Origin of the sequence: Micromonospora sp. DT63, from assembly GCF_049841615.1 — a bacterium.
In the GTDB taxonomy this organism is placed as follows: domain Bacteria; phylum Actinomycetota; class Actinomycetes; order Mycobacteriales; family Micromonosporaceae; genus Micromonospora.
Genome location: NZ_JBNCKQ010000009.1, coordinates 76,716 through 100,124 on the forward strand (window position 1 = coordinate 76,716; position 23,409 = coordinate 100,124).

General features: G+C 73.4%; 20 protein-coding genes. 7 read left to right on the top strand and 13 right to left on the bottom strand.

Going from position 1 to position 23,409, the window contains the following annotated elements; genetic code table 11:
• Positions 1-77 precede the first annotated feature (77 nt).
• Both ACLQ27_RS27705 and ACLQ27_RS27710 read right to left on the bottom strand, forming a co-directional pair.
• A complete protein-coding gene (locus ACLQ27_RS27705; RefSeq protein ID WP_425869417.1) occupies positions 78-2,141 on the bottom strand; it encodes a right-handed parallel beta-helix repeat-containing protein in 2,064 nt (687 codons plus the stop codon).
• A 462-nt stretch (positions 2,142-2,603) separates the two neighbouring features.
• Positions 2,604-4,085 (bottom strand): aminopeptidase P family protein, encoded by a 1,482-nt coding sequence (locus ACLQ27_RS27710; RefSeq protein WP_357493391.1) that lies wholly within the window; start codon positions 4,083-4,085, stop codon positions 2,604-2,606.
• Between the two features lie 134 nt (positions 4,086-4,219).
• On the opposite strand from ACLQ27_RS27710, the gene asnB reads away from it, so the two are divergent.
• Positions 4,220-6,181, top strand: coding sequence for an asparagine synthase (glutamine-hydrolyzing) (asnB, locus tag ACLQ27_RS27715; protein WP_357493388.1), 1,962 nt, complete (start codon positions 4,220-4,222; stop codon positions 6,179-6,181).
• 87 nt (positions 6,182-6,268) lie between these two features.
• Here asnB and ACLQ27_RS27720 read toward each other — a convergent pair whose 3' ends face one another.
• The gene (locus ACLQ27_RS27720) at positions 6,269-7,420 is read right to left on the bottom strand and encodes a lytic polysaccharide monooxygenase auxiliary activity family 9 protein (RefSeq protein WP_357493386.1); all 1,152 of its coding nucleotides are present in this window, start codon (positions 7,418-7,420) and stop codon (positions 6,269-6,271) included.
• 477 nt (positions 7,421-7,897) lie between these two features.
• On the opposite strand from ACLQ27_RS27720, the gene ACLQ27_RS27725 reads away from it, so the two are divergent.
• Complete coding sequence (locus ACLQ27_RS27725; RefSeq protein ID WP_357493383.1) at positions 7,898-9,049, top strand: XdhC family protein; 1,152 nt, start codon at positions 7,898-7,900, stop codon at positions 9,047-9,049.
• Positions 9,050-9,191: 142 nt separating this feature from the next.
• Positions 9,192-10,127 (top strand): carbohydrate kinase family protein, encoded by a 936-nt coding sequence (locus ACLQ27_RS27730; protein ID WP_357493381.1) that lies wholly within the window; start codon positions 9,192-9,194, stop codon positions 10,125-10,127.
• 183 nt (positions 10,128-10,310) lie between these two features.
• Here the strand turns inward: ACLQ27_RS27730 and ACLQ27_RS27735 are convergent, their stop codons facing one another.
• The gene (locus ACLQ27_RS27735) at positions 10,311-11,141 is read right to left on the bottom strand and encodes an MBL fold metallo-hydrolase (RefSeq protein WP_425869421.1); all 831 of its coding nucleotides are present in this window, start codon (positions 11,139-11,141) and stop codon (positions 10,311-10,313) included.
• Positions 11,138-11,542 (bottom strand): thioesterase family protein, encoded by a 405-nt coding sequence (locus ACLQ27_RS27740; protein ID WP_425869423.1) that lies wholly within the window; start codon positions 11,540-11,542, stop codon positions 11,138-11,140. Before ACLQ27_RS27740 ends, ACLQ27_RS27735 begins: the two co-directional genes overlap by 4 nt.
• A gap of 138 nt (positions 11,543-11,680) precedes the next feature.
• Between ACLQ27_RS27740 and ACLQ27_RS27745 the strand changes: the two genes are divergently transcribed.
• Complete coding sequence (locus tag ACLQ27_RS27745; protein WP_305076148.1) at positions 11,681-12,739, top strand: phosphatase PAP2 family protein; 1,059 nt, start codon at positions 11,681-11,683, stop codon at positions 12,737-12,739.
• Positions 12,740-12,848: 109 nt separating this feature from the next.
• On the opposite strand, the gene ACLQ27_RS27750 is transcribed toward ACLQ27_RS27745, so the two are convergent.
• The 4 genes from ACLQ27_RS27750 to ACLQ27_RS27765 form a co-directional block, all read right to left on the bottom strand.
• The gene (locus ACLQ27_RS27750; protein WP_425869425.1) at positions 12,849-14,432 is read right to left on the bottom strand and encodes a PH domain-containing protein; all 1,584 of its coding nucleotides are present in this window, start codon (positions 14,430-14,432) and stop codon (positions 12,849-12,851) included.
• 43 nt (positions 14,433-14,475) lie between these two features.
• Positions 14,476-15,015: a PH domain-containing protein gene (locus tag ACLQ27_RS27755; RefSeq protein ID WP_357493458.1), complete on the bottom strand. Its 540-nt coding sequence runs from the start codon at positions 15,013-15,015 to the stop codon at positions 14,476-14,478.
• Positions 15,016-15,245: 230 nt separating this feature from the next.
• Positions 15,246-15,377, bottom strand: a complete 132-nt coding sequence (locus ACLQ27_RS27760) for a hypothetical protein (protein WP_357493373.1) — start codon at positions 15,375-15,377, stop codon at positions 15,246-15,248.
• Positions 15,374-15,604 carry a hypothetical protein gene (locus tag ACLQ27_RS27765; protein ID WP_357493371.1) on the bottom strand — a complete coding sequence of 77 codons (231 nt, stop codon included), beginning with the start codon at positions 15,602-15,604 and terminating at the stop codon, positions 15,374-15,376. The genes ACLQ27_RS27760 and ACLQ27_RS27765 overlap by 4 nt, the downstream gene beginning before the upstream one ends.
• Positions 15,605-15,843: 239 nt before the next feature.
• Between ACLQ27_RS27765 and ACLQ27_RS27770 the strand changes: the two genes are divergently transcribed.
• The 3 genes from ACLQ27_RS27770 to ACLQ27_RS27780 are packed head-to-tail and all read left to right on the top strand — an operon-like array spanning position 15,844 to position 18,907.
• Positions 15,844-16,986: an AAA family ATPase gene (locus tag ACLQ27_RS27770; RefSeq protein WP_234588469.1), complete on the top strand. Its 1,143-nt coding sequence runs from the start codon at positions 15,844-15,846 to the stop codon at positions 16,984-16,986.
• On the top strand, positions 16,965-17,960 hold the full coding sequence (locus ACLQ27_RS27775) for a DUF58 domain-containing protein (protein ID WP_357493456.1): 996 nt from the start codon (positions 16,965-16,967) through the stop codon (positions 17,958-17,960). The genes ACLQ27_RS27770 and ACLQ27_RS27775 overlap by 22 nt, the downstream gene beginning before the upstream one ends.
• Positions 17,957-18,907 (top strand): VWA domain-containing protein, encoded by a 951-nt coding sequence (locus ACLQ27_RS27780; protein ID WP_425869428.1) that lies wholly within the window; start codon positions 17,957-17,959, stop codon positions 18,905-18,907. The genes ACLQ27_RS27775 and ACLQ27_RS27780 overlap by 4 nt, the downstream gene beginning before the upstream one ends.
• 326 nt (positions 18,908-19,233) lie before the next feature.
• On the opposite strand, the gene ACLQ27_RS27785 is transcribed toward ACLQ27_RS27780, so the two are convergent.
• The 4 genes from ACLQ27_RS27785 to ACLQ27_RS27800 form a co-directional block, all read right to left on the bottom strand.
• Positions 19,234-20,487, bottom strand: coding sequence for an acyltransferase family protein (locus ACLQ27_RS27785; RefSeq protein ID WP_425869430.1), 1,254 nt, complete (start codon positions 20,485-20,487; stop codon positions 19,234-19,236).
• Complete coding sequence (locus ACLQ27_RS27790; RefSeq protein WP_425869432.1) at positions 20,484-21,380, bottom strand: alpha/beta hydrolase; 897 nt, start codon at positions 21,378-21,380, stop codon at positions 20,484-20,486. Before ACLQ27_RS27790 ends, ACLQ27_RS27785 begins: the two co-directional genes overlap by 4 nt.
• 99 nt (positions 21,381-21,479) lie before the next feature.
• Complete coding sequence (locus ACLQ27_RS27795) at positions 21,480-22,142, bottom strand: response regulator (RefSeq protein WP_007462555.1); 663 nt, start codon at positions 22,140-22,142, stop codon at positions 21,480-21,482.
• Positions 22,139-23,368, bottom strand: coding sequence for a sensor histidine kinase (locus tag ACLQ27_RS27800; RefSeq protein ID WP_425869434.1), 1,230 nt, complete (start codon positions 23,366-23,368; stop codon positions 22,139-22,141). Before ACLQ27_RS27800 ends, ACLQ27_RS27795 begins: the two co-directional genes overlap by 4 nt.
• Between the last annotated feature and the right edge of the window lie 41 nt (positions 23,369-23,409).

Below are 23,409 nucleotides of genomic sequence, written 5' to 3' on the forward strand. Positions count from 1 at the left end.
AGCCCAAATGGGTACGCCCCTCCGTGCCGTGACCGGCTCGGAGAGGCGTGCCCTCTATGTGGTTCAGCCCCACCCGATCAGGCGAAGCAGTCCCGAACGTTGAAACAGTTCGTCGGGCGGTTGGCGGTGACCGCGGACTCGTCGTCCAGCAGGACGGTGCCGCCGAGGCTGTTGAAGATGCCCCCCGGCTCAAGGGTGGAGAAGTTGTGCGCCACCGTCGTCCGGTAGAGCCTGACCTCGCTCCCCTCGGCGTTGAGGATGCCGCCGCCGCGGGCGAAGGGACCGATGGCCCGGTTGCCGACGACCTCGCTGTCGCGCAGCGTCGTGCGGCTGTCCTCGTTGAAGAGGCCGGCCCCGCCGGACCCGGCGGTGTTGTCCGCGATGGCGGTGTCCTCGATCGTCGCGGTGCTGTCGGAGACGACCGCCACCCCACCACCCTGGCGGCCAGCGCTGTTCCTGGCCACCGTGGCGTGCTTGAGGGTGAGCTGACTGTCGGCCACGGCAACGCCGCCGCCGTCCAGGAGCGCCGTGTTGTCGGTGACCTTCGTGTCGTGCAGGGTCGTGGTGCCCTCGACGTCCAGGACGCCGCCGCCGAAGCCGAGCGTCTCGTTGTCGGTGACCTCGCTCTTGTAGACCCAGACCGCACCGCCGTCGACGGACTCGGTGAAGATCTCGGCCGCGCCGTTGGCGATGCCGCCGCCGCCGATGATCCCGGTGTTGTCCTTGATCTTCGACTCGTCGACCTGGAGCACGCCGGCGTTGAAGATGCCACCGCCGAAGAAGAAGGCGGTGTTGTGCGCAACCGTGCTCTTGCTGAGCCGGGCGCTGCCGAAGTTCGCCAACCCGCCACCGTTGCCGCCGGACTGGTTGTAGAGCAGCTCACTGTCCAGGATCTCCGCCCGGCCCCCAGGCTGTACGAGCACCCCGGCGCCGTCGTTGAATCCGGGCTCCTCCACCAGCGGCACAACCGCCGCTCCGGCCGCCGTCGTCGGAGCCTCGGCTGCTGCCGGCTTGGCCGCGGTAGCTGCTGCCGGCTTGGCGGCGGTTACCTTCGTCGACGTGGCCGACTTGGCGGTCGCCGCTGCCTGCTTGGCGTCCGCTGCCTGCTTGGCTGCGGTTGCCGCTGCCTGCTTGGCGTCCGCTGCCTGCTTGGCTGCGGTTGCCGCTGCCTGCTTGGCGTCCGCTGCCGCCTTGGCCGCTGCCGTCGGGTCCGCCGCCTTGCCTGCTTCCGGCTTGGCAGTCGCAGCCTGCTTGGCCGCCGCCTTGACAGTCGCTGCCTTGGCCGCTGCCGCCTTGGTCGTGGCCGCCTTGGCGGCGGTCGGCTTGGCCGCCGTCGTCGGGTCGGTGGACGCCGCCGGCTTCGCTGCCGCCGCCGTTGCCGGCTGGGCCGCGCTGCCCACTGCAGTGGTGCCCGCTGCAGTGGTGGCCGCCGGCTTGGCCGTCGTCGCGGTGGTCCGCACCGAGGTCGAGTACGGCCCCCAGACCGTCGCCGGCTCCACGGTCATCGCCCGCTGGATGGTCTGCCCACCCTTGATGCTCAGGCCCTTGAGGGTGAGTTGCCCACCCGCGCCGACGTTCAGGATGCGGAAGTAGTCGGCAGTGGCCTCACGACCAATTGTCGTGTGCTCGCCCTTGAGAGTGATGTTCTCGGTGATCACCGGGAGGCCGTTGCCGTCCTGGTTGCGGGTCAGGGTGTACGTGCAGCCCTTGGCCAGCTCCAGCACACCGCCGTCGCCGTTGTTGGCAAAGGTGATCGCCTGGATCAGCTTGTCCGAGTCGCAGGGCACCTGCCTGGTGCGGTCCTTGTCGTCGCGCTTGTCGTCCTTGCCGGAGCGGTAGTCGAAACCACTCCAGTCGTCGCCACTCCACTCGTCGTCGGTGCCGCTCTCCTTGCCGCCGTTCTCCGTGCCGCCGTCGGCGTTCGCGCCAGCGTCGCTGACGTTCTGCCGGTTGGTTGACGGCTGGGCATCGGACACCCGGTCGGAGGTGGGCTTGTCGTCCCGGGCGGCCACGCCACCGAGGGCGGCCAGGCCGACCACCCCGGTCAGGCCGGCGACGCCGGCAACCCACAGGGCCCGTCGTCGTCGTGTCGGCGGAGCCGTCGAGGCCCCGCCGTCGGTACTCGTTACGTCGTTGGACATCAGAGCCTTCCGCCCTTCCTACTACCAGACGGGGTCGCACCGCCCGCAGCGCCACGACCAGCCACAAATCGGTTGCAGCCTCTGATGCCCACCGTATGAGAACTATCTTCGCGAGGCGGACGTATCCGAGAAAACCCCGCATATGCCTCAGGTTAGGGCAGGAGCCCGTAATGGTCCGGCAGGACAGGAAGGGGCGTGAGCAGCCCAAACACCACGAGGCGCCCCTTGTGGGGCGCCTCGGTGTCGCTGGGCGTGATCGACTCAGGTTTCAGGAAGACGCGCTGTCCGGACGCCTCGGACACCCCGACAGCACGGAAGTCGAGTGGATCAACGCGCCGGGACGAGTCCGGCCCTGGACGCCGGTCCGGGCAAGGGACGGCCCGGACCTGCCCTGTCCGGGGCAAGGTCCGGGCCGAGGCCGAGGCGGCGACCTCCGGGGTCGGGGGAGGGGCGGGGCTTGGGTCAGGCGGGCAGGCGGGGGCCTGCTTCGCGCTGCTCGGCCAGCCAGGTCTCCACCTCGTCGGCGGTACGCGGCAGGCCGGCCGACAGGTTCACCGCACCTGTCGCGGTGACCAGGACGTCGTCCTCGATGCGGATGCCGATACCGCGCAGTTCGGCGGGGACCAGCTCGTCCTCCGGCTGGAAGTACAGGCCCGGTTCGACGGTGAGCACGTAGCCCTCGCCCAGGGCCCCGTCGCGGTAGGTCTCCTTGCGGGCGTTCGAGCAGTCGTGCACGTCGATGCCGAGCATGTGACCGAAGCCGTGCAGCGTCCAGCGCCGGTAGACCGAGGACTTCTCGTCCATGGCCTCGTCCACGCTCACCGGCAGCAGGCCCAGGTCGGACAGGCCCTCGGCGAGCACCCGCATGCAGGTCAGGTGGACGTCCTTGAACTTGACGCCGGGGCGGATGGCGTCGATGCCGGCCTGCTGCGAGGCGTACACGATGTCGTAGACCTGCCGTTGCAGGGCGGTGAACCGGCCGTTGACCGGCAGCACCCGGGTCACGTCGGCCGTGTAGAGGTTGCGTCCCTCGACGCCCATGTCCATCAGCAGCAGGTCACCCGGACGGGTGGCGCCGTGGTTGTGCACCCAGTGCAGGATCGTGGCGTGCTCGCCGGCGCCGACGATCGAGCCGTACCCGACGTCGTTGCCGTCGTGGCGGGCGCGCAGCGCGAAGATGCCCTCCAGCAGGCGCTCCGAGACGGCGCGGTCGGCGGGGAGGATCCGGGCCACGTCCTCGAAGCCGCGCACCGTGGCGTCGATGGCGTCCTGAAGCTGGCCGATCTCCCACTCGTCCTTGACCAGCTTCTGCTCCGAGATGGCGATCGCCAGTTCCCGGTCGCGGGGCGGCTGCCCGTCGGCGCGGACCCCGTCGTACGGGCGGACGGCCGCGTCGACCTGGGCGTCGAAGCCGCGCAGCACCCTGGTGCGACCGGGCGCCAGGTCGGCGAGCGCCGCCTCCAGGCCGGTCAGGTCGGCGGTGGGCAGGCCCAGCTCGGTGGACTTCTCGCCGAGGGTGTGTCGCCGGCCGACCCACAGCTCGCCGTGCCGGCTGCGGAAGAACTCGTCGGTCTCGCGGGATGAGCGGGGCCGCATGTACAGCGTCGCGTCGTGCCCCGAGCCGTTCGGGCGCAGCACCAGCACGCTGTCCGGGTCGTGGTCGCCGGTCAGGTAGGCGAAGTCGCTGCCCGGCCGGAACGGGTAGGCGGTGTCGTTGGCGCGGACCTTCTCGCCGCCGGTCGGGATGACAAGTGTCTCGCCGGGGAAGGCGGCCGAGAGCGCGGCGCGGCGCTTGGCGTAGTTGGGCGCCTCGGGACGGGGCGTGACCGGGAGTTCGGTGTCCCGCCAGCCCTGCCGCATGAAGGACAGGAACGCCTCCGGAAAGTCCGGATCGTGCGATTCCGTGCCGTCTGTCGGCGTACCGTCGGTGCTTTCCTCGGTCATTGCGCCGCTCCCTTCCGCTTCGTTGCTGGTCCCGACGGTACCGCGTGCCCGGTTCGTGTTGGTGGGGGCCGGGAGCGCTCCGGATCGACGGACGGCTGCGACGGGCCGACGGACCGCGTGGAAAGATGACCACCATGTGCGGACTCCTGGCCTTCTTCAGCGCGAACGGCAACGCCGCCGCGCACCGCGACCACATCGCCGGAGCATTGGAATGCCTGCACCACCGCGGCCCCGACGAGACAGGGGTCGAGGTGGTCGGTGACGCCTCCGGCCGGTACGCGGACGGCGTGTTCGCCCACAAGCGGCTCGCCATCATCGACGTCGCGTCGAGTCACGAGCCGCTGCCCTACGCGAACGGCCGTTATCTGCTCACCTTCAACGGTGAGATCTACAACTACATCGAGCTGCGCGACGAGCTCGTCCGGAACTTCGGTGCGCAGTTCGCGACCGCAGGTGACGGCGAGGTGATCGTCGCCGGCTACCACTTCTGGGGCGAGCAGGTGCTCACCCGCCTGCGCGGCATGTTCGCCTTCGTCATCTGGGATCGGCAGGAGCGGCGCGCGTTCGGCGCCCGCGACTACTTCGGCATCAAGCCGCTGCACTACCTGGAGACCGCCGACGGCCTCTACCTGGCGTCGGAGAAGAAGGCGCTGCTTCCGTTCGCGCACAGCAGCTACCAGGGCGACGCGGGTGTCGACGCGGCGAACCTGAGCCACTACCTGACGCTGCAGTACGTTCCCGAGCCCGGCACCCTGCACAAGGGCATCAGCCGCATCGGTTCGGGGGAGTACCTGACCTGGTCTCCGGGCGGGCGGATCGACGTGCGCCGGTGGTACCGGCCGGTGTTCCGGCCCGCGCCGGTCGACGACGAGCAGAAGCTCTACCACGAGATCCGGGAGACGCTGCGCGAGAGCGTACGCATGCACATGCGCTCCGACGTGCCGGTGGGCTCGTTCCTGTCCAGCGGCATCGACTCGACGGCCGTCGTCGCGCTGGCCCGGGAGTTCAACCCGAACATCCTGACCTTCACCGTCGGCTACGACGTGCCGGGATATTCGGAGATCGACGTCGCGCAGGAGTCGGCCCGGCACCTGGACGTCACCACCATCCCCACCAAGATCGGTCCGCAGGACATGATCGACGCGCTGCCGAAGATCGTCTGGCACCTCGACGACCCGGTGGCGGACCCGGCGCTGGTGCCGCTGTACTTCGTGGCGAAGAAGGCCGCCGAGCACGTCACGGTGGTGCTCTCCGGCGAGGGGGCCGACGAGTTCTTCGGCGGTTACACGATCTACCGGGAGCCGCTGTCGCTCGGCACCGTCAACGGCCTGCCCGGCGGCGTGCAGAAGGGCCTGCGCGCGGTCTCCAAGGCGATCCCGCAGGGGGTCAAGGGCAAGAGCTTCCTGGAGCGTGGCACCACCCCGATCGAGGAGCGCTACTACGGCAACGCCCGGATGTTCACCGAGGAGGAGAAGCAGCACCTGCTGCGGCGCTACGACCCCTCGGTGCGCTACACGGACGTGACCGCGCCGATCTACGCCGAGTGCACCGAGCTGGACGACGTCACCAAGATGCAGTACGTCGACCTCTACACCTGGCTGCGCGGCGACATCCTGGTCAAGGCCGACCGGATCTCGATGTCGCACTCGCTGGAGGTGCGGGTGCCGTTCCTCGACCGCGAGGTGTTCGACGTCGCGGCGAAGATTCCGGTGGACCTCAAGCTGCCGCCGCGCTCCGACGCGACCAAGTACGCGATGCGTCAGGCGTTGCAGGGTGTCGTGCCGCCGGCGATCGTCAACCGCAAGAAGCTGGGCTTCCCGACGCCCACCCGGGTGTGGCTGCGCGGGGAGATGTACGAGTGGGCCCGGCACGTGCTGAGCACCTCGGGCGCGGGTGACCTGCTCGACCTGTCGTACGCCCTGCGGCTGCTCGACGAGCACAAGCGGGAGGAGGCCGACCACTCCCGCAAGGTGTGGACGGTGCTGATCTTCTGCATCTGGCACGCCATCTTCGTGGCCAAGACGCTCGACCCGGGCATCCAGCGCAACCAGTCGGCTCTGCTGACGAAGCCGGTGGTCGGCTCCATGGTCCGCTGACCGGCGACCCCCACCCCGTCGATCAAGAGGTTTGCGTCACCCGAGTGACTCCGGGTGACGCAAACCTCTTGATCATTTCAGGGACCCTCAGCGTCGGGCGCAGGTGACAGTCGGGATGCCGTTCGTTCCCGTGCTGCTGGCCAGGAAGCCGAACGTGGTGGTGCCCTCCGGTGCGACAGTGCCGTTGTACGAGACGTTCGTCGCCGTCACCGAGGCGCCGGACGTCGTCTGGGTGGCGCTCCAGATCTGATTGATCGCCTGCCCGTTGGGCCAGGTCCAGCTCGCGGTCCAGCCGGCGAACGGCGTACTGCCGTGGTTCATGATCGTGATCTCGCCCTGGAAGCCACCCTGCCAGGCGCTGGTCACCTTGTAGACGGCCATGCAGTCACCAGTCGACGGCGGCGGCGTGGTCGGCGGCGGGGTGGTCGGCGGCGGCGTCGTGGGCGGCGGAGTGGTCGGCGGCGGGGTGGTGGGCGGCGGAGTGGTCGGCGGGGGCGTGGTGGGCGGCGGAGTGGTCGGGTTCGACCCGCCCGGACCCACACCGGTCACCTGGCCGCTGCCGCCGTCGAACGCCACGTCGGAGCAGCCGAAGAAGTTCTCCTGCGAGTCCGAGCGCACCCAGCGGGAGTAGATGATGTGCCGGCCGCTCTTACCCGACGGCAGGTTGCCGCTGAAGTAGTAGTGACCGTCGTTGGTGCCGACGCTGCCGCGCTGCGGCGGGTTGGTCACCGTCAGGAACGGCTGCTCCTCCAGGTCACTCCAGGCCAGCGCCCGGGTCGGGCTCCAGCTGTCCTTGGTGACGTAGAAGTAGAAGGTGCCCGGGTGGTGCGCCCAGTTGCTGTACCGGAAGTCCAGCCGCGCGCCGGAGGTCAGGTGGGTCAGCGGCCAGTCGGTGCGGGGCAGGTCGTAGCCCCGGTAGCCGGTGTTGCCACCACTGCACAGCTGCCCGTCCGGAATGAAGCCGGTGGTACGGCCACCGGCGTCCGAGCGCAGCACGCTGAACCAGTTGTAGAGCGAGTTCGTCCCGCTCTGCGCCACCGCGGCGGCGCACGCGGGGTTGTTCGGCCTGATCTCACCGGTCTGGCTGAGGCCGTCCTGCCAGCAGAGGTAGGTCCGGGCGCCCGGCGTCATCGCCGCGCCGTGCGCGGCCGCCGGTTGCGGACTGGCCGCAAGCGCTACGGCGCCCAGCGCGAAGGTAAGGGCCGCGGTGAGTAACGCGGCCGTACGGGAACGGTTCACGGGTTCTCCTGACTCGCGAGGCGTGCCGCCCGAGCCGCCCCGCCGCAATCGGGTGGGGTTGTGGTGTCGTCGCAGCGCCGTGGGGGCGGATGCGGCGATCACTGTGACGTGCCCCGGCCGAAGTGCGGCCAGCGGACACACGCCATCGACGGTCCTGTCCTGGACCGGTGCCCTCGCGTCGAACCAACCCGGCAACCGGCGGCGCGGCAGCCCTCGCACCGCCCGGTATGCGCCATCCCACCACGTCGCCGACCGCCTGCGCAATAGTCGACCCTCGATGTGCCAAACGCGGCAGGCGTGGTCCGCCGGCTCACCCGACTCCCGATCGGACCGATGGGTTCTCTCCTATAGTGATGGTCTGCATCCCCACGGCGACGACTGCCGTCCGGGCCGATCTCCCGCGTCGGGGCGGCGCACGTCGCCGTGCCGGCCGTACGGCGGGACCGGCCGGCGACGGGACGAAGGAGGCGGCAGCGCGTGCCCGACGTGTTCGACGACCTGCACCGCCGCTGCCGCGCCGGCGAGCCGGTCGCCCTGGCCACGGTCGTCGCCACCTGGCGATCGGCGCCACAGCCGCCCGGCGCCGCCATGCTCGTGGCCGCCGACGGCACGGTCACCGGCAGCGTCTCCGGCGGCTGCGTCGAGGCCGACCTCTACGAGCGTGCCCGCCACGTGCTCGCCACCGGCGTACCCGAGCTGGTCCACTACGGCGTCAGCGACGACGAGGCGTACGCCGTGGGCCTGACCTGCGGCGGGATGCTCGACGTGTTCGTGGAGCGGGTCGACGGCGACGCCCGCGCGCAGGTGGACGCGGTCGCCGCCGCGCGGCGGGCCGGCGAACCGGCCGCGGTCGTCACCTGCGTGGCGGCCGACGCCGGCGACACCCCGGGCGCGGCCCCGACCGACCCGGCCGGGCGACTGGGCCGACGGCTGGTGCTGACCGGTGGACAGGTGACCGGTTCGCTCGGCGACGACCGGCTGGACGACGCCGCTACCGACGACGCGCTCGGACTGCTCGCCGCCGGGCACAGCGGCGTGCTCCGGTACGGCTACCAGGGGCAGCGCCGCGGCGCCGGGCTCAGCCTCTTCGTGGCCACGCACGCCACCGCGCCCCGGATGATCGTCTTCGGGGCTATCGACTTCGCGGCCGCGGTGGCCCGGATCGGCGCGTTCCTCGGCTACCGGGTGACCGTCTGTGACGCCCGGGCCGTGTTCGCCACCGACCGGCGCTTCCCGGACGCGCACGAAGTGGTGGTGCAGTGGCCGCACCGCTACCTGCGGGCCGAGGTCGACGCCGGCCGGATCGACGCGCGCACAGTCGTCTGCGTGCTCACCCACGACCCGAAGTTCGACGTGCCGCTGCTGGCGCTGGCCCTGCGCCAACCACTGGCGTACGTCGGCGCGATGGGGTCGCGGCGCACCCACGACGAGCGGCACAAGCTGCTGCGCGAGGCCGGGCTCACCCTGGAGCAGCTCGACCGGCTCGCCTCACCGATCGGGCTGGACCTCGGCGGCCGTACGCCCGAGGAGACCGCCGTGAGCGTCGCCGCGCAGATCGTCGCCGCCCGCTGGGGCGGCAGCGGTCGGCCCCTGTCCGCGCTCGACGGGCCGATCCACCACCCGGGCTGACGCCGTACCGCCTCTTCGCCGCCCAGCAGGGCGTTCGTTGTGCCAGCCTGATCCCAGCCGACCAGGTCCGCCCGATCGCCCGCGGCCGCACGGCGTGGGGCACGCCGGCGCGCTGCCGGCTGACGACGACGAAGGGACTTCGATGGGGTACGCGGTGGTGTTCGGCGAGGCGCTCGTCGACCTGCTCGACACCGAGCGCGACGGGGAACGGGTCTACCGGCAGGCGATCGGCGGTGGACCGCTCAACGTCGCCGTCGGGGTGACCCGGCTCGGCGGCGCGGCGCAGTTCGTCGGCTCGCTCGGCGACGACGTGCTGGGCGGGCGGATCCGCGGCTTCCTGACCGATGTCGGCGTCGGTCTCGCCGGTGCCGTCACGGCACCGGCGCCGACCACGCTCGCGGTGGTCACCTACGCCGGGCCGGAGCCCGACTTCCGCTTCTACGGCGAACCGCCCTCCTACAGCCTGTTCGGCCCCGACGATCTGGACCTGGCGCTGATCGAGGGCGCGGACGTGCTCTACTGCGGCTCGATCGTGCTGGCAAAACCGCGCACCCTGGCCGCCGCGCGCCGCGCCTGGTCGCTCGCGCCCGGACTGCGCGTCTTCGACCCGAACGTACGCCCCCGCCTGCTCGACGGTCCGGCCGCGCTGGACGGGCTGCGCGAGGTGGTGGCCGAGTTCGCCGCGGGCGCGCACCTGGTCAAGCTGAGCACCGCCGACGCCGAACTGCTCTACCCGCACGAACCGGTCGAGGGAGTGGCCGCGTACCTGCGTGAGCTGGGCGCGACCACAGTGGTGGTGACGCTCGGCGCGGCGGGCGCGGTGCTGGCCACCGCCGGCGCGGATCCGGTACGCGTGCCGGCCCCCAAGGTCAACGCCGTCGACGCCACCGGCGCCGGCGACTCGGTCATGGCCGCGCTGATCGCCGACCTGCTCCTGGACGGCGAGCCCGACGAGCCGGCGGGCTGGGTCGAACGGGTGGCCTTCGCGCTGCGCGTGGCGGGCCTCGTCTGCGAATCCCCCGGCGGCGCCACAGCGATGCCCACCCGCACCGAGGTAGACCGCCGCTTCAAACCCTGACCCTGCCCCTGACCCCTGGCCCTGCCCGCCCCGCCCCACGCCCCGCCCTGCCTGCCCCACGCCCCGCCCTGCCTGCCCCGCCGATCTTGCACTTTCGGTCGGCGGTTGGCCCCCTCTTGCCCTTTATGTCGCGGCAGGAAGTGCAAGATCGGCGAGGTTGGGGGGCGGGGGCGAGGGGCGGGGTTAGGGGGTTCCGTTTAGTTCGGTGTAGCCGCGGCGGGCGGCGATCAGGGCGGCGCGGGCGCCGAAGGGCGCCTCGGCGGCCACCCGCTCGGGCGGCGCGTCGCCGGTGTGCGCGGCGCGGATCAGCCAGGCCAGTCGCGCCAGGTCGGCGTGCTGGGCGCGGACGAATCCGACGTCCACCGGGTCGCCGTGGCCCGGCACGACCACCGTGCGCGCGGTCGTCAGCCGCAGCAGGTCCGCGACGGCGTCCGGCCACTGCAGGGGGTACGAGTCCTCGAAGGCGGGCGGGCCGCTCTGCTCCACCAGGTCGCCGGCGACGAGCACGTCCGCGTCGGGCACGTGCACCACCACGTCGGCGTCGGTGTGCCCGCGCCCCGGGTGCCGCAGCAGCACCCGCCGGCCACCGAGGTCGAGCTCGGTCTCGGTGTGCACCGTGTGCGTCGGAGCGAGCAGCGGGGTGTCGGCCAGCTCGGCTGCCAGCTCCGGGTGCTCCGTGCGCACCTCCTCGTACGCCTCCCGGCGCAGCCGCTCCGGCTCGTCGCGCAGGGCCGCGGCGGCCCGTTCGTGCGCGTACACCGGGCGGGGTGGATCGCCGGCCAGGACGGCGTTGCCGAAGCAGTGGTCGTAGTGGTGGTGGGTGTTGACGAGCGTCAGCGGACGGTCGGTGACCCGCCCGACGGCGGCGGCCAGCTCGGTGGCCTGCCTGGCCGACGAGAGGGTGTCCACCAGCAGCGCCTCGTCGTCGCCGACGACCAGGGTGACGTTGACCCGCAGCAGGGGCTCGGGCAGCACGTACACCCGGTTGGCGACCTCGGTGAACCCGGCGCTCACGACGACCGCCCGGCCCGGTCGACGAAGCGCTGCCGGTCCACCAGGATCCGGTCGACCTGGCCCCGGGCCACCGTCTGGTCGCCGTCCGCGACGGTGACCTCGAACGACAGCCGGCGACCGTCGACGGTCGCGAGCAGGGCCTGTGCCCGTACCGTGCGCCCGACCACCGTCGGCGCGAGGTGCTCCAACTCGACGCGGGTGCCCACAGTCGTCGACCCGGGCGGCAGCGTGGCCGCCGTGGCCGCGACGGTGGCCGCCTCGGCGAGTGCGAGCACCCGTGGTGTGCCCAGCACCGGTACGTCCCCCGAACCGACCGCCTGGGCGGTGTCCGCGTCGGTGACGGTCAGTTCGACCTGGGCGGTCAGACCCGGCGCGAAGGCCGGCTCGGGCTGCTCCTGCATGGTCGTCAGCCTAGGTGCTCGCCGAGCCCGTCGAGCACGCGCCCGGCGATCCGCACACCGGCCGCCGCCCACACGCGCACGGCTTCGCCGGGTGGTCCCCGTCGGTCGATGCCGGACCCGTCGTTAACCTTGACCGCGATGGCCGTCGTGACTGACCCCCAACCCCCCGCCCGGACCGACCCGCCCGCGTCCCCGGACGGTGGCCGTCGGCGCATCGTCGCCATGACGGTCTGGGCGGTCGCCTTCGTCGCCGCCTGGCTGGCGATCGGGCTGCCCACCGACCCGGCCTACGCCTTCGTGTGGATCTGGCTCGGGACCATCGCCTGGAACAGCGACCGCCCGTGGCGCAGCCACCTGCGCTTCGCCCGGGACTGGGTGCCGGTGGTGCTGCTGTTCGTCGTCTACAACCTCTCGCGCGGGTTCGCCGACAACGGGGCCACCCCGCACGCCATGGAGCTGATCGTCGCCGACCGGTTCATGTTCGGCTGGGCCACCGGCGGGGAGGTGCCCACCATCTGGTTGCAGGAGCACCTCTACCGCCCGCAGGTGCACTGGTGGGACGTCGCGGCGAGCTGGGTGTACTTCTCGCACTTCGTGGTGGCGCTGACCGCCGCCGCGGTGCTGTGGCTGCGTGACCGGCACCGCTGGGCCGCCTACATGCGGCGTTGGGGTTTCCTCTGCGCCGCCGGCCTGGCCACCTACTTCATCTACCCCGCCGCCCCGCCCTGGTGGGCCGCGCAGAACGGCCTGCTCACCGAGGTCGCCCGGATCTCCACCCGGGGTTGGAAGGCGTTCGGCATGCACGGCGCCGGCAACGTGCTCAACGCCGGCCAGATCGCCTCGAACCCGGTCGCCGCGATGCCGTCGCTGCACACAGCGTGGGCGCTGTTCGTGGTGCTGTTCTTCCTGAGCACCACCCGTCGCCGCTGGTGGCCGCTGCTGCTCGCGTACCCGCTGGCGATGACCTTCACCCTGGTCTACTCCGGTGAGCACTACGTGATCGACGTGCTGGTGGGCTGGACGTACGTCGGGCTGACCTACCTGGTCGTCGGCCTGGCCGAGCGCGGCTGGGCGGCGCTGCGGGCCCGCCGAGCGGGGGCCGCCGACAAACCACCAGGGCAGCCGGTAGCCCCCGAACCATCGGCCGACAGGCACCCCACACCAGACGACCAACAAGCGATACCCGCCGACCACTGACGGACCCCTGCCCCGCCCCGGCCAGACCCCGTCGATCATGAAGTTGTTGCCCGTCCGCTCGGCGTGTCGGGGCAATAACTTCATGATCACCAGAGCGGGTGGGTGGGGGTTAGGGGGTGCGGCGGGCTTTGGTTGCTCGGGTGGTCAGCTCGGCTGCCAGGGTCCACGCCTCGGTGAGGTCGCGGTCCTGGGCTGCCGCGCCCGAGCCGCCGGCGGTGTCCGCGTACACGGTCGCCAGGCCCAGGCGGCGCTGCACCGGGCCCTGCACCACCCGCACGCTCTGGATCCGCGCGTACGGCACGATCGCCAACTGCCGGGTGAGCAGTCCGGACCGGGTGGCGAAGACCCGCTCGAACAGGCCCGCCCCGAGCGCGCCGCGCCCGAGCGGGTGCAGCCAGCGCGTCCGGGGCGGTGGTGGGCTCAGCGTCAGCGCGTCCAGGCGTACGCCCGGCAGCACCTCGGCGACGATCATCGCGGCGGTCGGCAGGTCGCCGACCGGTAGCAGCCGGTCCGGCCGGTTACGGTCGTCGGCCTCCGCCGCGGAGTAGCCGGCCACCTCCAACCGCAGCCGCAGCCAGTCGTTGACCCGCCACAGCAGCGGCCAGGTCGCCCGGACGGTCTGGACGCGGTCCAGCGGCACGGTCTGCGCGCGCGTCTCCAGCAGGCCGTTGTGCACCCGCAGGGTGCCGCCGTCGCGCGCCAGCCGGAAGTTCCAGTCGTCGAGGACCCGGCGGATCGGTTGCAGCAGCACACCGGCCATCGCGGTAAGCGTGCTCGCCACCGCGACGAAGGACCACGAGCCGGCGGTGACGAACTGCACCACGACGAACGCCAGGCCGAACGGGAGCAGGAACGCCTGCGGGGTGAGCAACTGACTGACCAGCAGGTCCTGGTTGCGCACCGCGTGCATCGGCCGGCCCGGCGCGGCCGCCGGCGTCCCGGGTTCCGCCGGGAGCGCGGGAACGCCGGGCGGGGGCGGCGGGGTCGTCCGCCCGGCGAGCGCCAGCAGCCGCTCGCGCAGGCGGGCCGCATCGGCCACTCCGAGGTACGCCAGCGGTGCCTCGGTCTTGCCCCCGCCGACCACCTCCAGGCGCAGCTCGGCCAGGCCGGTGAGCTGGGCGAGCAGCGGCCGGACCACCTCCACGGCCTGCAACCGCTCCAACGGGATGGCCCGGGTACGCCGCCAGAGCAGCCCTTCGTGCACCCGCAGTTCGCGGCCCACCACGTGGTAGCCGGTGTTGTACCAGCTGATCACCGACAGCACTGTCGCGCCGAGCGCCAGGACCACCACCATGGCGGCGAACCAGCCGAAGCCGACCCGCGACAGCGTCGACCAGGACAGGCCCGCGATCACCACTACCAGCGACTTGGCGCCGTGCAGCAGCGGGCTGAGCGGGTGCAGCCGCTGCCGCGGCTCACCGTCACCGCCGCCCGGCGACGCCGGCACCGGGTGAACCGCCCCGGGCGGAACCCCGGACGGTCCAGCGGGGTACGGCGGAGCGGCCGGGCCGACGGGGTACGGCGTCCCAGGCGGGCCGGCGGGGTGTGGCGGAGCAGACGGGCCGACGGGGTACGGCGGAACAGGCGGGCCGGCGGAATGCGGCGGAACAGGCGGGCCGGCGGGGTACGGCGGCGTGGGCGGGCCGGCGGGCAGCGGCGGCCGGGTGCCCGGCTCGGCGGGACCGTCGGTCATCGGGCCGGCCCTCGGCGGTGCCGACGGTCGCCCGCGCGGGCGGTCACAGACCCTCCGCCCGGTCCTCGCCGAGCGCGGTGAGCCGGTCGCGCAGCCGGGACGCCTCCGCCGGACGCAGCCCCGGCACCCGCGCGTCACTGGCTGCCGCCGCCGTGTGCAGCTGGACGGTGGCCAGGTCGAAGGCACGCTCCAGCGGGCCGGCGCTCACGTCGACGAACTGCATGCGGGAGTACGGGACGATGGACAACCGCCGGACCAGCAGCCCGTGCCGCACCAGCAGGTCGTCGTCGCGTTCGGCGTAGCCCCAGGCGCGTACCGCGCGGACGATGGCCGTGGCCCGCCACGCGCCGAGCACCACCACGAGGGCCAGTGCGAGCCCGAACAGCCAGTGGTCGCTCAACGCCCAGCCGATCGCGGTCACCGCCAGGCCGATGGCCACCACGACCGCGAGTCGGATCAGCTCCACCCAGATCAGGTTGGTGGAGATGGGCTGCCACTGGACGGTGTCCGGCCAGGGCTCCAGCGGCCCCCGCCCCGACGACTGCGGACCGGGGTGGGGCAACGCACCCGGGCCCGGCGGCAGGAGACCAGGCGACGGCAGGTCGGGCGGGAGCGGTCCCGCATCGTGCCCGCCGGACGGGGGCAGGGCGCTCGGCGGCAGCGGGGCCGGCCACGACACGTCCGGTGGGGAAGGGTCCGGACCGAGGGTGCCGGGTGCCCCGAACGCGCCGGGCGGCGGCGCGACGCCGGGCGGCGGACTGGCCGGGGAGGTGGGGTCGGGGGTGGTCGGGCGGTCGATGCGGTCCTCCGCGCTCACCGGCGGACGCCGTTCCGCGCGCCGCCACGCCGCACGATCCGTGCGCCGTGTGCCGCCGCCTCGCCCTGCCCGTCGGCGCGGAGCGCCACGCTGCCGTGTCTCATCGGTCGCTCGCTGCGCTCGCTCACGTGTCGAGGGTAGGCGATCCGGGCACCGGAGTGACGGCACGAAGGAAGCCGCGGACGTTCAGGAATTCGCCGAGACTGTCGCGGTGCTCGGCGCAGGCCAGCCAGGTCTTGCGCCGATCGGCGGTGTGCAGGCGCGGATTGTTCCACTCCAACGCCCAGACGGCGGGGGCGCGGCAGCCCCGGGCCGAGCAGACCAGGGGCTCGTCGGCGGGGGAGGGGAGGCTCATCCGGGCCAGTCTAGGGCGGCCGGACGGAGAGCTTGAGCGCCGGGCGGCCACGGGGGGAGCCGCCCGGCGACGGGGTGAATCGTACACACGGCGGGCCGGTCCCTGTCCACCCGTGACACACGATTCGGGCATGGGACGCCGCGGCGAAAATCGGCTTCTCCCCACCTCGACACTCAGGAAGGCGTGCGAGTCTTGATACCGCACCTGCCGCGACGACCGACAAACGCTGTGGAGGACCGGTGGCCCAGCCGACCACGCCCGACGCCCCGACGCCGAACGGGGCGGCACCGGACACACCCGCACCGGTGACGACTACCACGCCGGTGACCGCGCCGGCGCCGGTGACGACGCCCGCGCAGGACGCCACCCTGCTGGAGAAGGCGCTCTTCGAGATCAAACGGGTGATCGTCGGGCAGGACCGGATGGTCGAGCGGATGTTCGTCGCGCTGCTCGCCCGTGGCCACTGCCTGCTCGAAGGCGTGCCCGGCGTGGCCAAGACGCTGGCCGTGGAGACCCTCGCCAAGGTCGTCGGCGGGTCCTTCGCCCGGGTGCAGTTCACCCCGGACCTGGTGCCGGCCGACATCATGGGCACCCGGATCTACCGGCAGTCGAGTGAGAAGTTCGACGTCGAGCTGGGCCCGGTCTTCGTCAACTTCCTGCTCGCCGACGAGATCAACCGTGCTCCGGCCAAGGTGCAGTCGGCGCTGCTGGAGGTCATGAGCGAGCGCCAGGTGTCCATCGGTGGGGAGAGTCACCGGGTGCCCGATCCGTTCCTGGTGATGGCCACCCAGAACCCGATCGAGCAGGAGGGCGTCTACCCGCTGCCGGAGGCGCAACGGGACCGCTTCCTCATGAAGATCGTGGTGGGCTACCCGACCGACGCCGAGGAACGGGAGATCGTCTACCGGATGGGCGTGACCGCCCCGGAGCCGACGGCGGTCTTCGACACCCCCGAGCTGATCGCCCTGCAACGCAAGGCCGACCAGGTGTTCGTGCACAACGCGCTGGTCGACTACGCGGTGCGCCTGGTGCTGGCCACCCGCGCGCCCGCCGAGCACGGCATGCCGGACGTCGCCCAGCTGATCCAGTACGGGGCCAGCCCGCGCGCCTCGCTCGGGCTGGTCCGGGCCACCCGCGCGTTGGCGCTGCTGCGTGGGCGCGACTACGCCCTGCCGCAGGACGTGCAGGACATCGCCCCGGACATCCTGCGCCACCGGCTGGTGCTCAGCTACGACGCGCTCGCCGACGACGTGCCGGCCGACCACATCGTGCACCGGGTGATGTCGACCATCCCGCTGCCGGCCGTCGCGCCCCGACAGCAGGCCACCCCTTCGCCGAACACCCCGCCGCCGGGCGCCGGCTGGCCCGGGCAGCGGCCGTGACCTCACCCACCCCTCGTCCCGCCCCCGACCGCAGCGAGGCAGTGCTGTCCCGACTCCAGTTGCTGGTCACCCGCAAGCTCGATGGCCTGCTCCAGGGTGACTACGCCGGCCTGCTCCCGGGGCCGGGCAGCGAGGCGGGCGAGTCCCGGGAGTACCGCCCCGGTGACGACGTACGCCGGATGGACTGGCCGGTGACCGCGCGGACCACGACGCCGCACGTGCGGCGGACGGTCGCGGACCGGGAGTTGGAGACGTGGCTGGCCCTGGACCTCTCGGCCAGCCTGGACTTCGGCACCGGCAAGTGGCTCAAGCGGGAGGTGGTGGTGGCCGCCGCTGCCGCCATCACCCATCTGACCGTGCGCGGCGGCAACCGGATCGGCGCGGTGATCGGCACCGGTGGCGGCGCGTCCGCACCGGCGCGACGGTGGCGGGGCGGCCCGCCGCCGGTCGGACCGGGGGTGCTCACCCGACTGCCGGCCCGCTCGGGCCGCAAGGAGGCGCAGGGCCTGCTGCGGGCCGTCGCCGGCACCGCGATCCAGCCGGGCCGGGGCGATCTGGGCGCGCTTGTCGATATGCTCAACCGCCCGCCCCGGCGGCGCGGGGTGGCAGTGGTGGTCTCGGACTTCCTGGCGCCGACCGAGCAGTGGGCCCGCCCGATGCGCAAGCTGCGCGTCCGGCACGACGTGCTGGCGATCGAGGTGGTAGACCCGCGCGAGCTGGAGCTGCCCGACGTGGGGGTGCTGCCGGTGGTCGACCCGGAGAGCGGTGAGCTGCACGAGGTGCAGACCGCCGATCCGCGGTTGCGGCAGCGCTACGCCGAGGCCGCCGCCGCTCAACGGGCCGCGATCTCCGCCGCGCTGCGTGGCGCCGGCGCGGCCCACCTGCGTCTGCGTACCGACCGAGACTGGCTGCTGGACATGGTGCGTTTCGTGGCCGCGCAGCGGCACGCCCGCACCCGGGGGACGACACGATGATCCGTTTTCTGCAACCGTGGTGGCTGCTGGCAGTTCTGCCGGTGCTCGCCCTCGCCGCGTTCTACGTCTGGCGGCAGTTCCACCGCCGGGCGTACGCGATGCGGTTCACCAACGTGGACCTGCTGCGGACCGTCGCGCCCAAGGGTCTGGGCTGGCGGCGGCACGTGCCGGCGACCGCGTTCCTGCTCTGCCTGCTGGTGCTCGCCACGGCGCTGGCCCGTCCGGCGGTGGACACCAAGGAGCCGCTGGAGCGGGCGACAGTGATGCTGGCCATCGACGTGTCGCTGTCGATGCAGGCCGACGACGTGGCGCCGAACCGGCTGGAGGCCGCGCAGGAGGCGGCCAAGCAGTTCGTCGGCGAGCTGCCGGAGAGCTACAACCTGGGCCTGGTGTCGTTCGCCAAGGCGGCAAACGTGCTGGTGCCGCCGGGCAAGGACCGGGACGCGGTGACCGCCGCCATCGACGGGCTGGTGCTGGCCGAGGCGACCGCGACGGGCGAGGCGGTGTTCACCTGCCTGGAGGCGATCCGGTCGGTGCCGGCCGACGGCGCGGCGGGTATCCCACCGGCGCGGATCGTGCTGCTGTCGGACGGGTTCCGCACGTCGGGTCGATCGGTGGAGGAGGCGGCGGCCGCCGCGCAGGCAGCCAACGTGCCGGTCTCCACCATCGCGTTCGGGACCGACACCGGTCAGGTCGACATCGGTGGGCAGCTCCAGCGGGTGCCGGTGGACCGGCTGGCCCTGGCGGAGCTGGCCGAGACCACCGAGGGCTACTTCTACGAGGCGGCGTCGGTGAGCGAGCTGAAGCAGGTCTACCAGGACATGGGCAGTTCGATCGGGTTCCGCACCGAGCCACGCGAGGTGACCCAGTGGTACGCGGGTGTGGCGCTGCTGCTGGCGCTCTGCGCCGGCGCGCTCAGCCTGCTCTGGTCGTCCCGGATGCTCTGACCGCCGACAAGGCGGAGAACGAGCCGAGAACGGCCGGCGGTGGTCAGTGACCGCCGCCGGCCAGGACGAAGACGACGGCCACCCAGACGGCGGCGAGGGTGAAGCCCAGCGGGGCGACGTAGCGGCTCATGGACGGCTCCGAGTGGCGGCTGGACGGTCCGCGTGCGGGGGCGGACCGCAGGGGGTGGGGACGCGCACACGAAGTCGTGACCGGGCGGCTCCCGGCGACCGTCCGGTGAAGCCGGACGGCGCGGCACACGCGCCCCGGCGTCAGCCGAGGCGGTGGGGGAGCGGAGCGGGGTCAGCTCGCCAGACTGAGTCGTGGCTCAGCGGGGCTGACCATCGGCCCGGCCACGACTAGGAGGATCGCTATCTCGCACAGCGATCACCTCCTGCAAGTCGGCCCGGCCGGAACGTCGATGATCGTACACCTGGGCCGGTGCCGGGACGCACTCGGCCGACCGGTCGGCGAGCGCTCCACCGCGCGGCCGACGCCACCGGTCGGGGCCGTCCGCCGACCCGTGGCGGCGGCCCCTGCGCACGACCGTGACCAGCACCACGGCGAGCAGGGGCAGCCAGCAGAACCGGGCCAGCACCCACGCCGGACCGTCCGGCGCGGTGTGCAGCCCGGGCAGGGCCAGGCCACCCCGGGCGGTGAGCGCCGTCACCGTGACCAGCACCGGCTGGTGCCACAGATAGATCCGCACGGCGTTGTGGTTCACCGCGGTCACCGCCCGGCGCGGCAACGGTCGGGCCAGCAGGCGTTCCCAGCCGGGCCGGGCCAGCAGTCCCAGCCCGACCTGGGTGAAGGCCAACGCCACCGCCAGCAGCGACGGCGGGTTCAGGTTGGACACCCCCTCGCCGGGCACCCCGACCGCGCTGACCGGGTAGCCCACCGCCAGCAGCGCGGCCAGCGCCACGGCCCCACCGGCCGCCAGCAGACCGGCCGTGCGCCGCCCGGCCAGGCGCCCATCGGCGTACGCCAGGCCCAGCAGGTAGGGCACCGCCCAGGCCGCCACCACGCTGACCGGTGCCACCGCCACGCCGGCCGGCAGCACGCGGACCGCCACGTCGCTCGCCGCCACCACGGCCACCGCCGGCACGACACAGCGGACCAACCCCCACCGGCGGACGGCGGCGCGCAGCGGGCCGCTCACCGCCACCAGGAGCAGCAGCGGCACCAGGAACCAGAGCGGGCTGACCGCCAGTCGCAGCCCGACGGCGAGCGTGTCGTCGGGTGCGCCCGCCACGGTGGCGGCCAGCAGCACTGCCGCACCGACGCCCAGCAGGGCCACCGCGGGCAGCAGCAGCCGGCGCGACCGGCGGGCCAGCCACCGACCCGTCCCGCCCTGGTGACGCGCCAGCGACCGCGCCGAGCCGAAGCCGGCGGCGAAGAAGAACAGGCCGAGCGTCTGCAACACCCAGGTCACCGGGCGCAGGTCGGGCAGCGTGGTCAGCGGGCTGGCCTGGTGCAGCCCGCCGTCGCCGGCCAGCACCAGACCGGTGACCAGCCAGTGCCCGAGCACCACACCACCGATCGCGTACGCCCGCAGCGCGTCGACCGCGCGGTCGCGGCTCACCGGGCGTCCCCGACCGGGCCGGCGCCCAGCACGACAGCCGTGACCGCGGCCAGGGTGGCGCTGCCGGTCGCCAGGTAGCCGTCGTGCCCGGACACCCCGTCCACGGGCAGCGGCCGGGCGCCGAACGCCGGATCGCCGGGGCGCCGCCCGTAGCCGAGGCCGGGCAGCCGCACCGGTGGCACCCGGCGGATCCAGTCCGACGGCGCCTCGGCCGCCCAGAACCGCAACCCGTCGCGCAGGTCGGCGGCGCGCTGCACCCCGGCGCCGACGCCACCGAGGCTGACCACGTCGCTCACCTGCGCCGGGGCGTGCGTCGTCGCCAGCGCCGCCACCAACGCCCCGTAGCTGTGCCCGATCACCGTGATCGTCGCGCCGGGCCGACGCGCGGCCAGCTCCCGCAGCAGCCGGGCCAGCCCGACCGCCCCACGCCGGGCGCTGGCGTCGCTGACGGCGGTCAGCACCCCGTCGGGCGGGTCGTAGCCCAACCAGGCCAGCACCGCGACCCGCGCCGCCGGGTCGGTCGACCGCAGCTGCCCGTACAGCTGCGTGGCCTGCACCGCAGGCGCCCGCCGGGCCACCCCGCCCAACCCGCGGTCGAAGTCGGCAAGCGTGCTGCCCACCCCCGGCACCAGCACCGCGATGCGGTCCGCGCCGGCCAGGTCGCCGATCACCTCGCCCGCGCGGCCGTCACCGCGCTCGTCGAACAGCAGGAACCGGCGTCCGTCGGCAGCCCAGTCCGCGTACGGGGGGCCGGCCGCGCGCATCGCCTCGGCGGTGACCGGGTACGCCTCGACGAATCCCGCCGCCGTGACCGGCTCCGGCCGGGTGGGCAGGACCAGGTTCACGCCGAGCAGTGCGCTCAGTGCGAAGCGGGCGGCACCTCGTCGTCGCATCACGTTCTCCCTCCGGTTTGTCGTCCGGAGGGAGAGTGCGGGGGTGCATGGGTCGCGGGCGTCGCACCGGGGAGCCGTTTCGCGGCTGGCCCTGTGGGGCTACTCGCCGGCGGCGACCAGACCCGTCTCGTACGCCAGCACCACGGCCTGGGCCCGGTCGCGCAGCCCCAGCTTGCCGAGGATCCGCCCCACGTGCGTCTTCACCGTCTGCTCCGCCACCACCAGGTCACCGGCGATCTCCGCGTTGTTGCGACCCCGGGCGATCAACCGCAGCACCTCGGTCTCGCGTGGGGTGAGGCCGGCCAGGTCGGTCGGGCGGGGTCGACGGCGGTCCGGGCGGGCCGCGAACTCGGCGATCAGCCGGCGGGTCACCGCCGGGGCGAGCAGCGCGTCCCCGGCCGCCACCACCCGAACCGCCTGCACCAGGTCGGCCGCCGGCGCGTCCTTGAGCAGGAAACCGCTGGCACCGGCGCGCAGCGCCTCGTACACATAGTCGTCCAGGTCGAACGTCGTGAGGATGAGCACCCGGGGGCGCTGCGCCGAGCGGTCGCCGAGCAGCTTGCGGGTGGCCTCCAACCCGTCCATGACCGGCATCCGCACGTCCATCAGCACCACGTCCGGGTCGAGCCGGCGGGTGGCGGCGACCGCCTGCGCGCCGTCGGCGGCGTCACCCACCACGAGCAGGTCCGGCTGGGCGGCGAGCAACGCGCCGAAGCCCTGCCGGACCATCGCCTGGTCGTCGGCGATCAGCACCTTGATCATGCGTCTCCGCTCTCCGCCTCGTACGGCAGGTCGGCCGCCACCGCGTAACCGCCGTCGGGCAGCGGCCCGGCGGTGAACGTACCGCCCAGCGAGGTGGCCCGCTCCCGCATGCCGGTCAGCCCGTGCCCCGGACTGCCGTCGGCGGTCGGTCGGGCGTCGGTCGGGGAGTTCTCGACGCGTACTCCCAGACCGGACTGACGGGCGCGGACGGTGACGCGCACCGCGGCGCCTGCCGCGTGCCGGGCCGCGTTCGCCAGCCCCTCCTGCACGATGCGGTACGCGGCCAGCCCGACCGGCGCGGGCACCCGCCCGTCGCCCAGCGGGTCGATGTCCAGGGTCACCGGCAGCCCGGCCCGGCGGGCCCCGTCGACCATCGCGCCCAGGTCGGTCAGGTCGGGCTGCGGAGCGGTCTGCGGGCCGGTGGCCTCGCTGCGCAGCACCCCCAGCAGCCGCCGCATGTCGGTGAGCGCGTCGCGGGCCGAGCTGGCGATGGCGGCGAACTCGGCGGCCGCCGGCGCTGGCACGTCGGTCAGCCGGTACGGCGCGGTCTCGGCCTGCACCGCGATCAGCGACATGTGGTGGGCCACCACGTCGTGCAGCTCGCGGGCGATCCGGGTGCGCTCCTCCAGCACCGCGCGGCGTTCCTGCTCCCGCTCGCTCAGCTCGGTCTGCGCGGCCAGTGCCCGCCGGGACAGCCGGTTGCGCCGGATCAGGTCACCGACGATCGCCAGCGCGCCGAGCAGCGCCAGGACGGCGGCCCGGTTCTCCGCGTGCGCCAGCGTGAGCACCGGCACCGCGGTGATCGCCACCACCCAGGCCAGCACCGGCCGGTCGACCCGCGCGACGACCACCGCGACCACCGCTACCGAGCCGAGCGCCAGCGGCGGCGTCCACGGCCCGGGCAGGCCGGCCGGCGCGTTGAACGTGCACACCAGCAGGGCCAGCACCGTGAGCCGCCAGGCCAGCAGCGGACGCCTGGGCAGCGCCAGCAGCGGTGCCACGGTCATCGCCGCGAACAGCACCGCGACCGGCGCCGGCAGACCCCAGTCGCTCTCCACGGCGAACGTGATCCAGAAGAGGCCGAGCGCGGCCAGCAGCCCGACCGGGGCGGCGGGGCGGGCCAGCCGGGGCCAGCGGGCCAGCAGCGGTCGACCGGGCGGGGCGTCCGGGCCCCACAGGGTCTGCCGCAGCGCCCGCAGGGCCGCGGCGATCGGTTGCCGGTTCACCACCCGGAGGCTACGGGCGGAGCCCGTCACCGGGCGTGCCA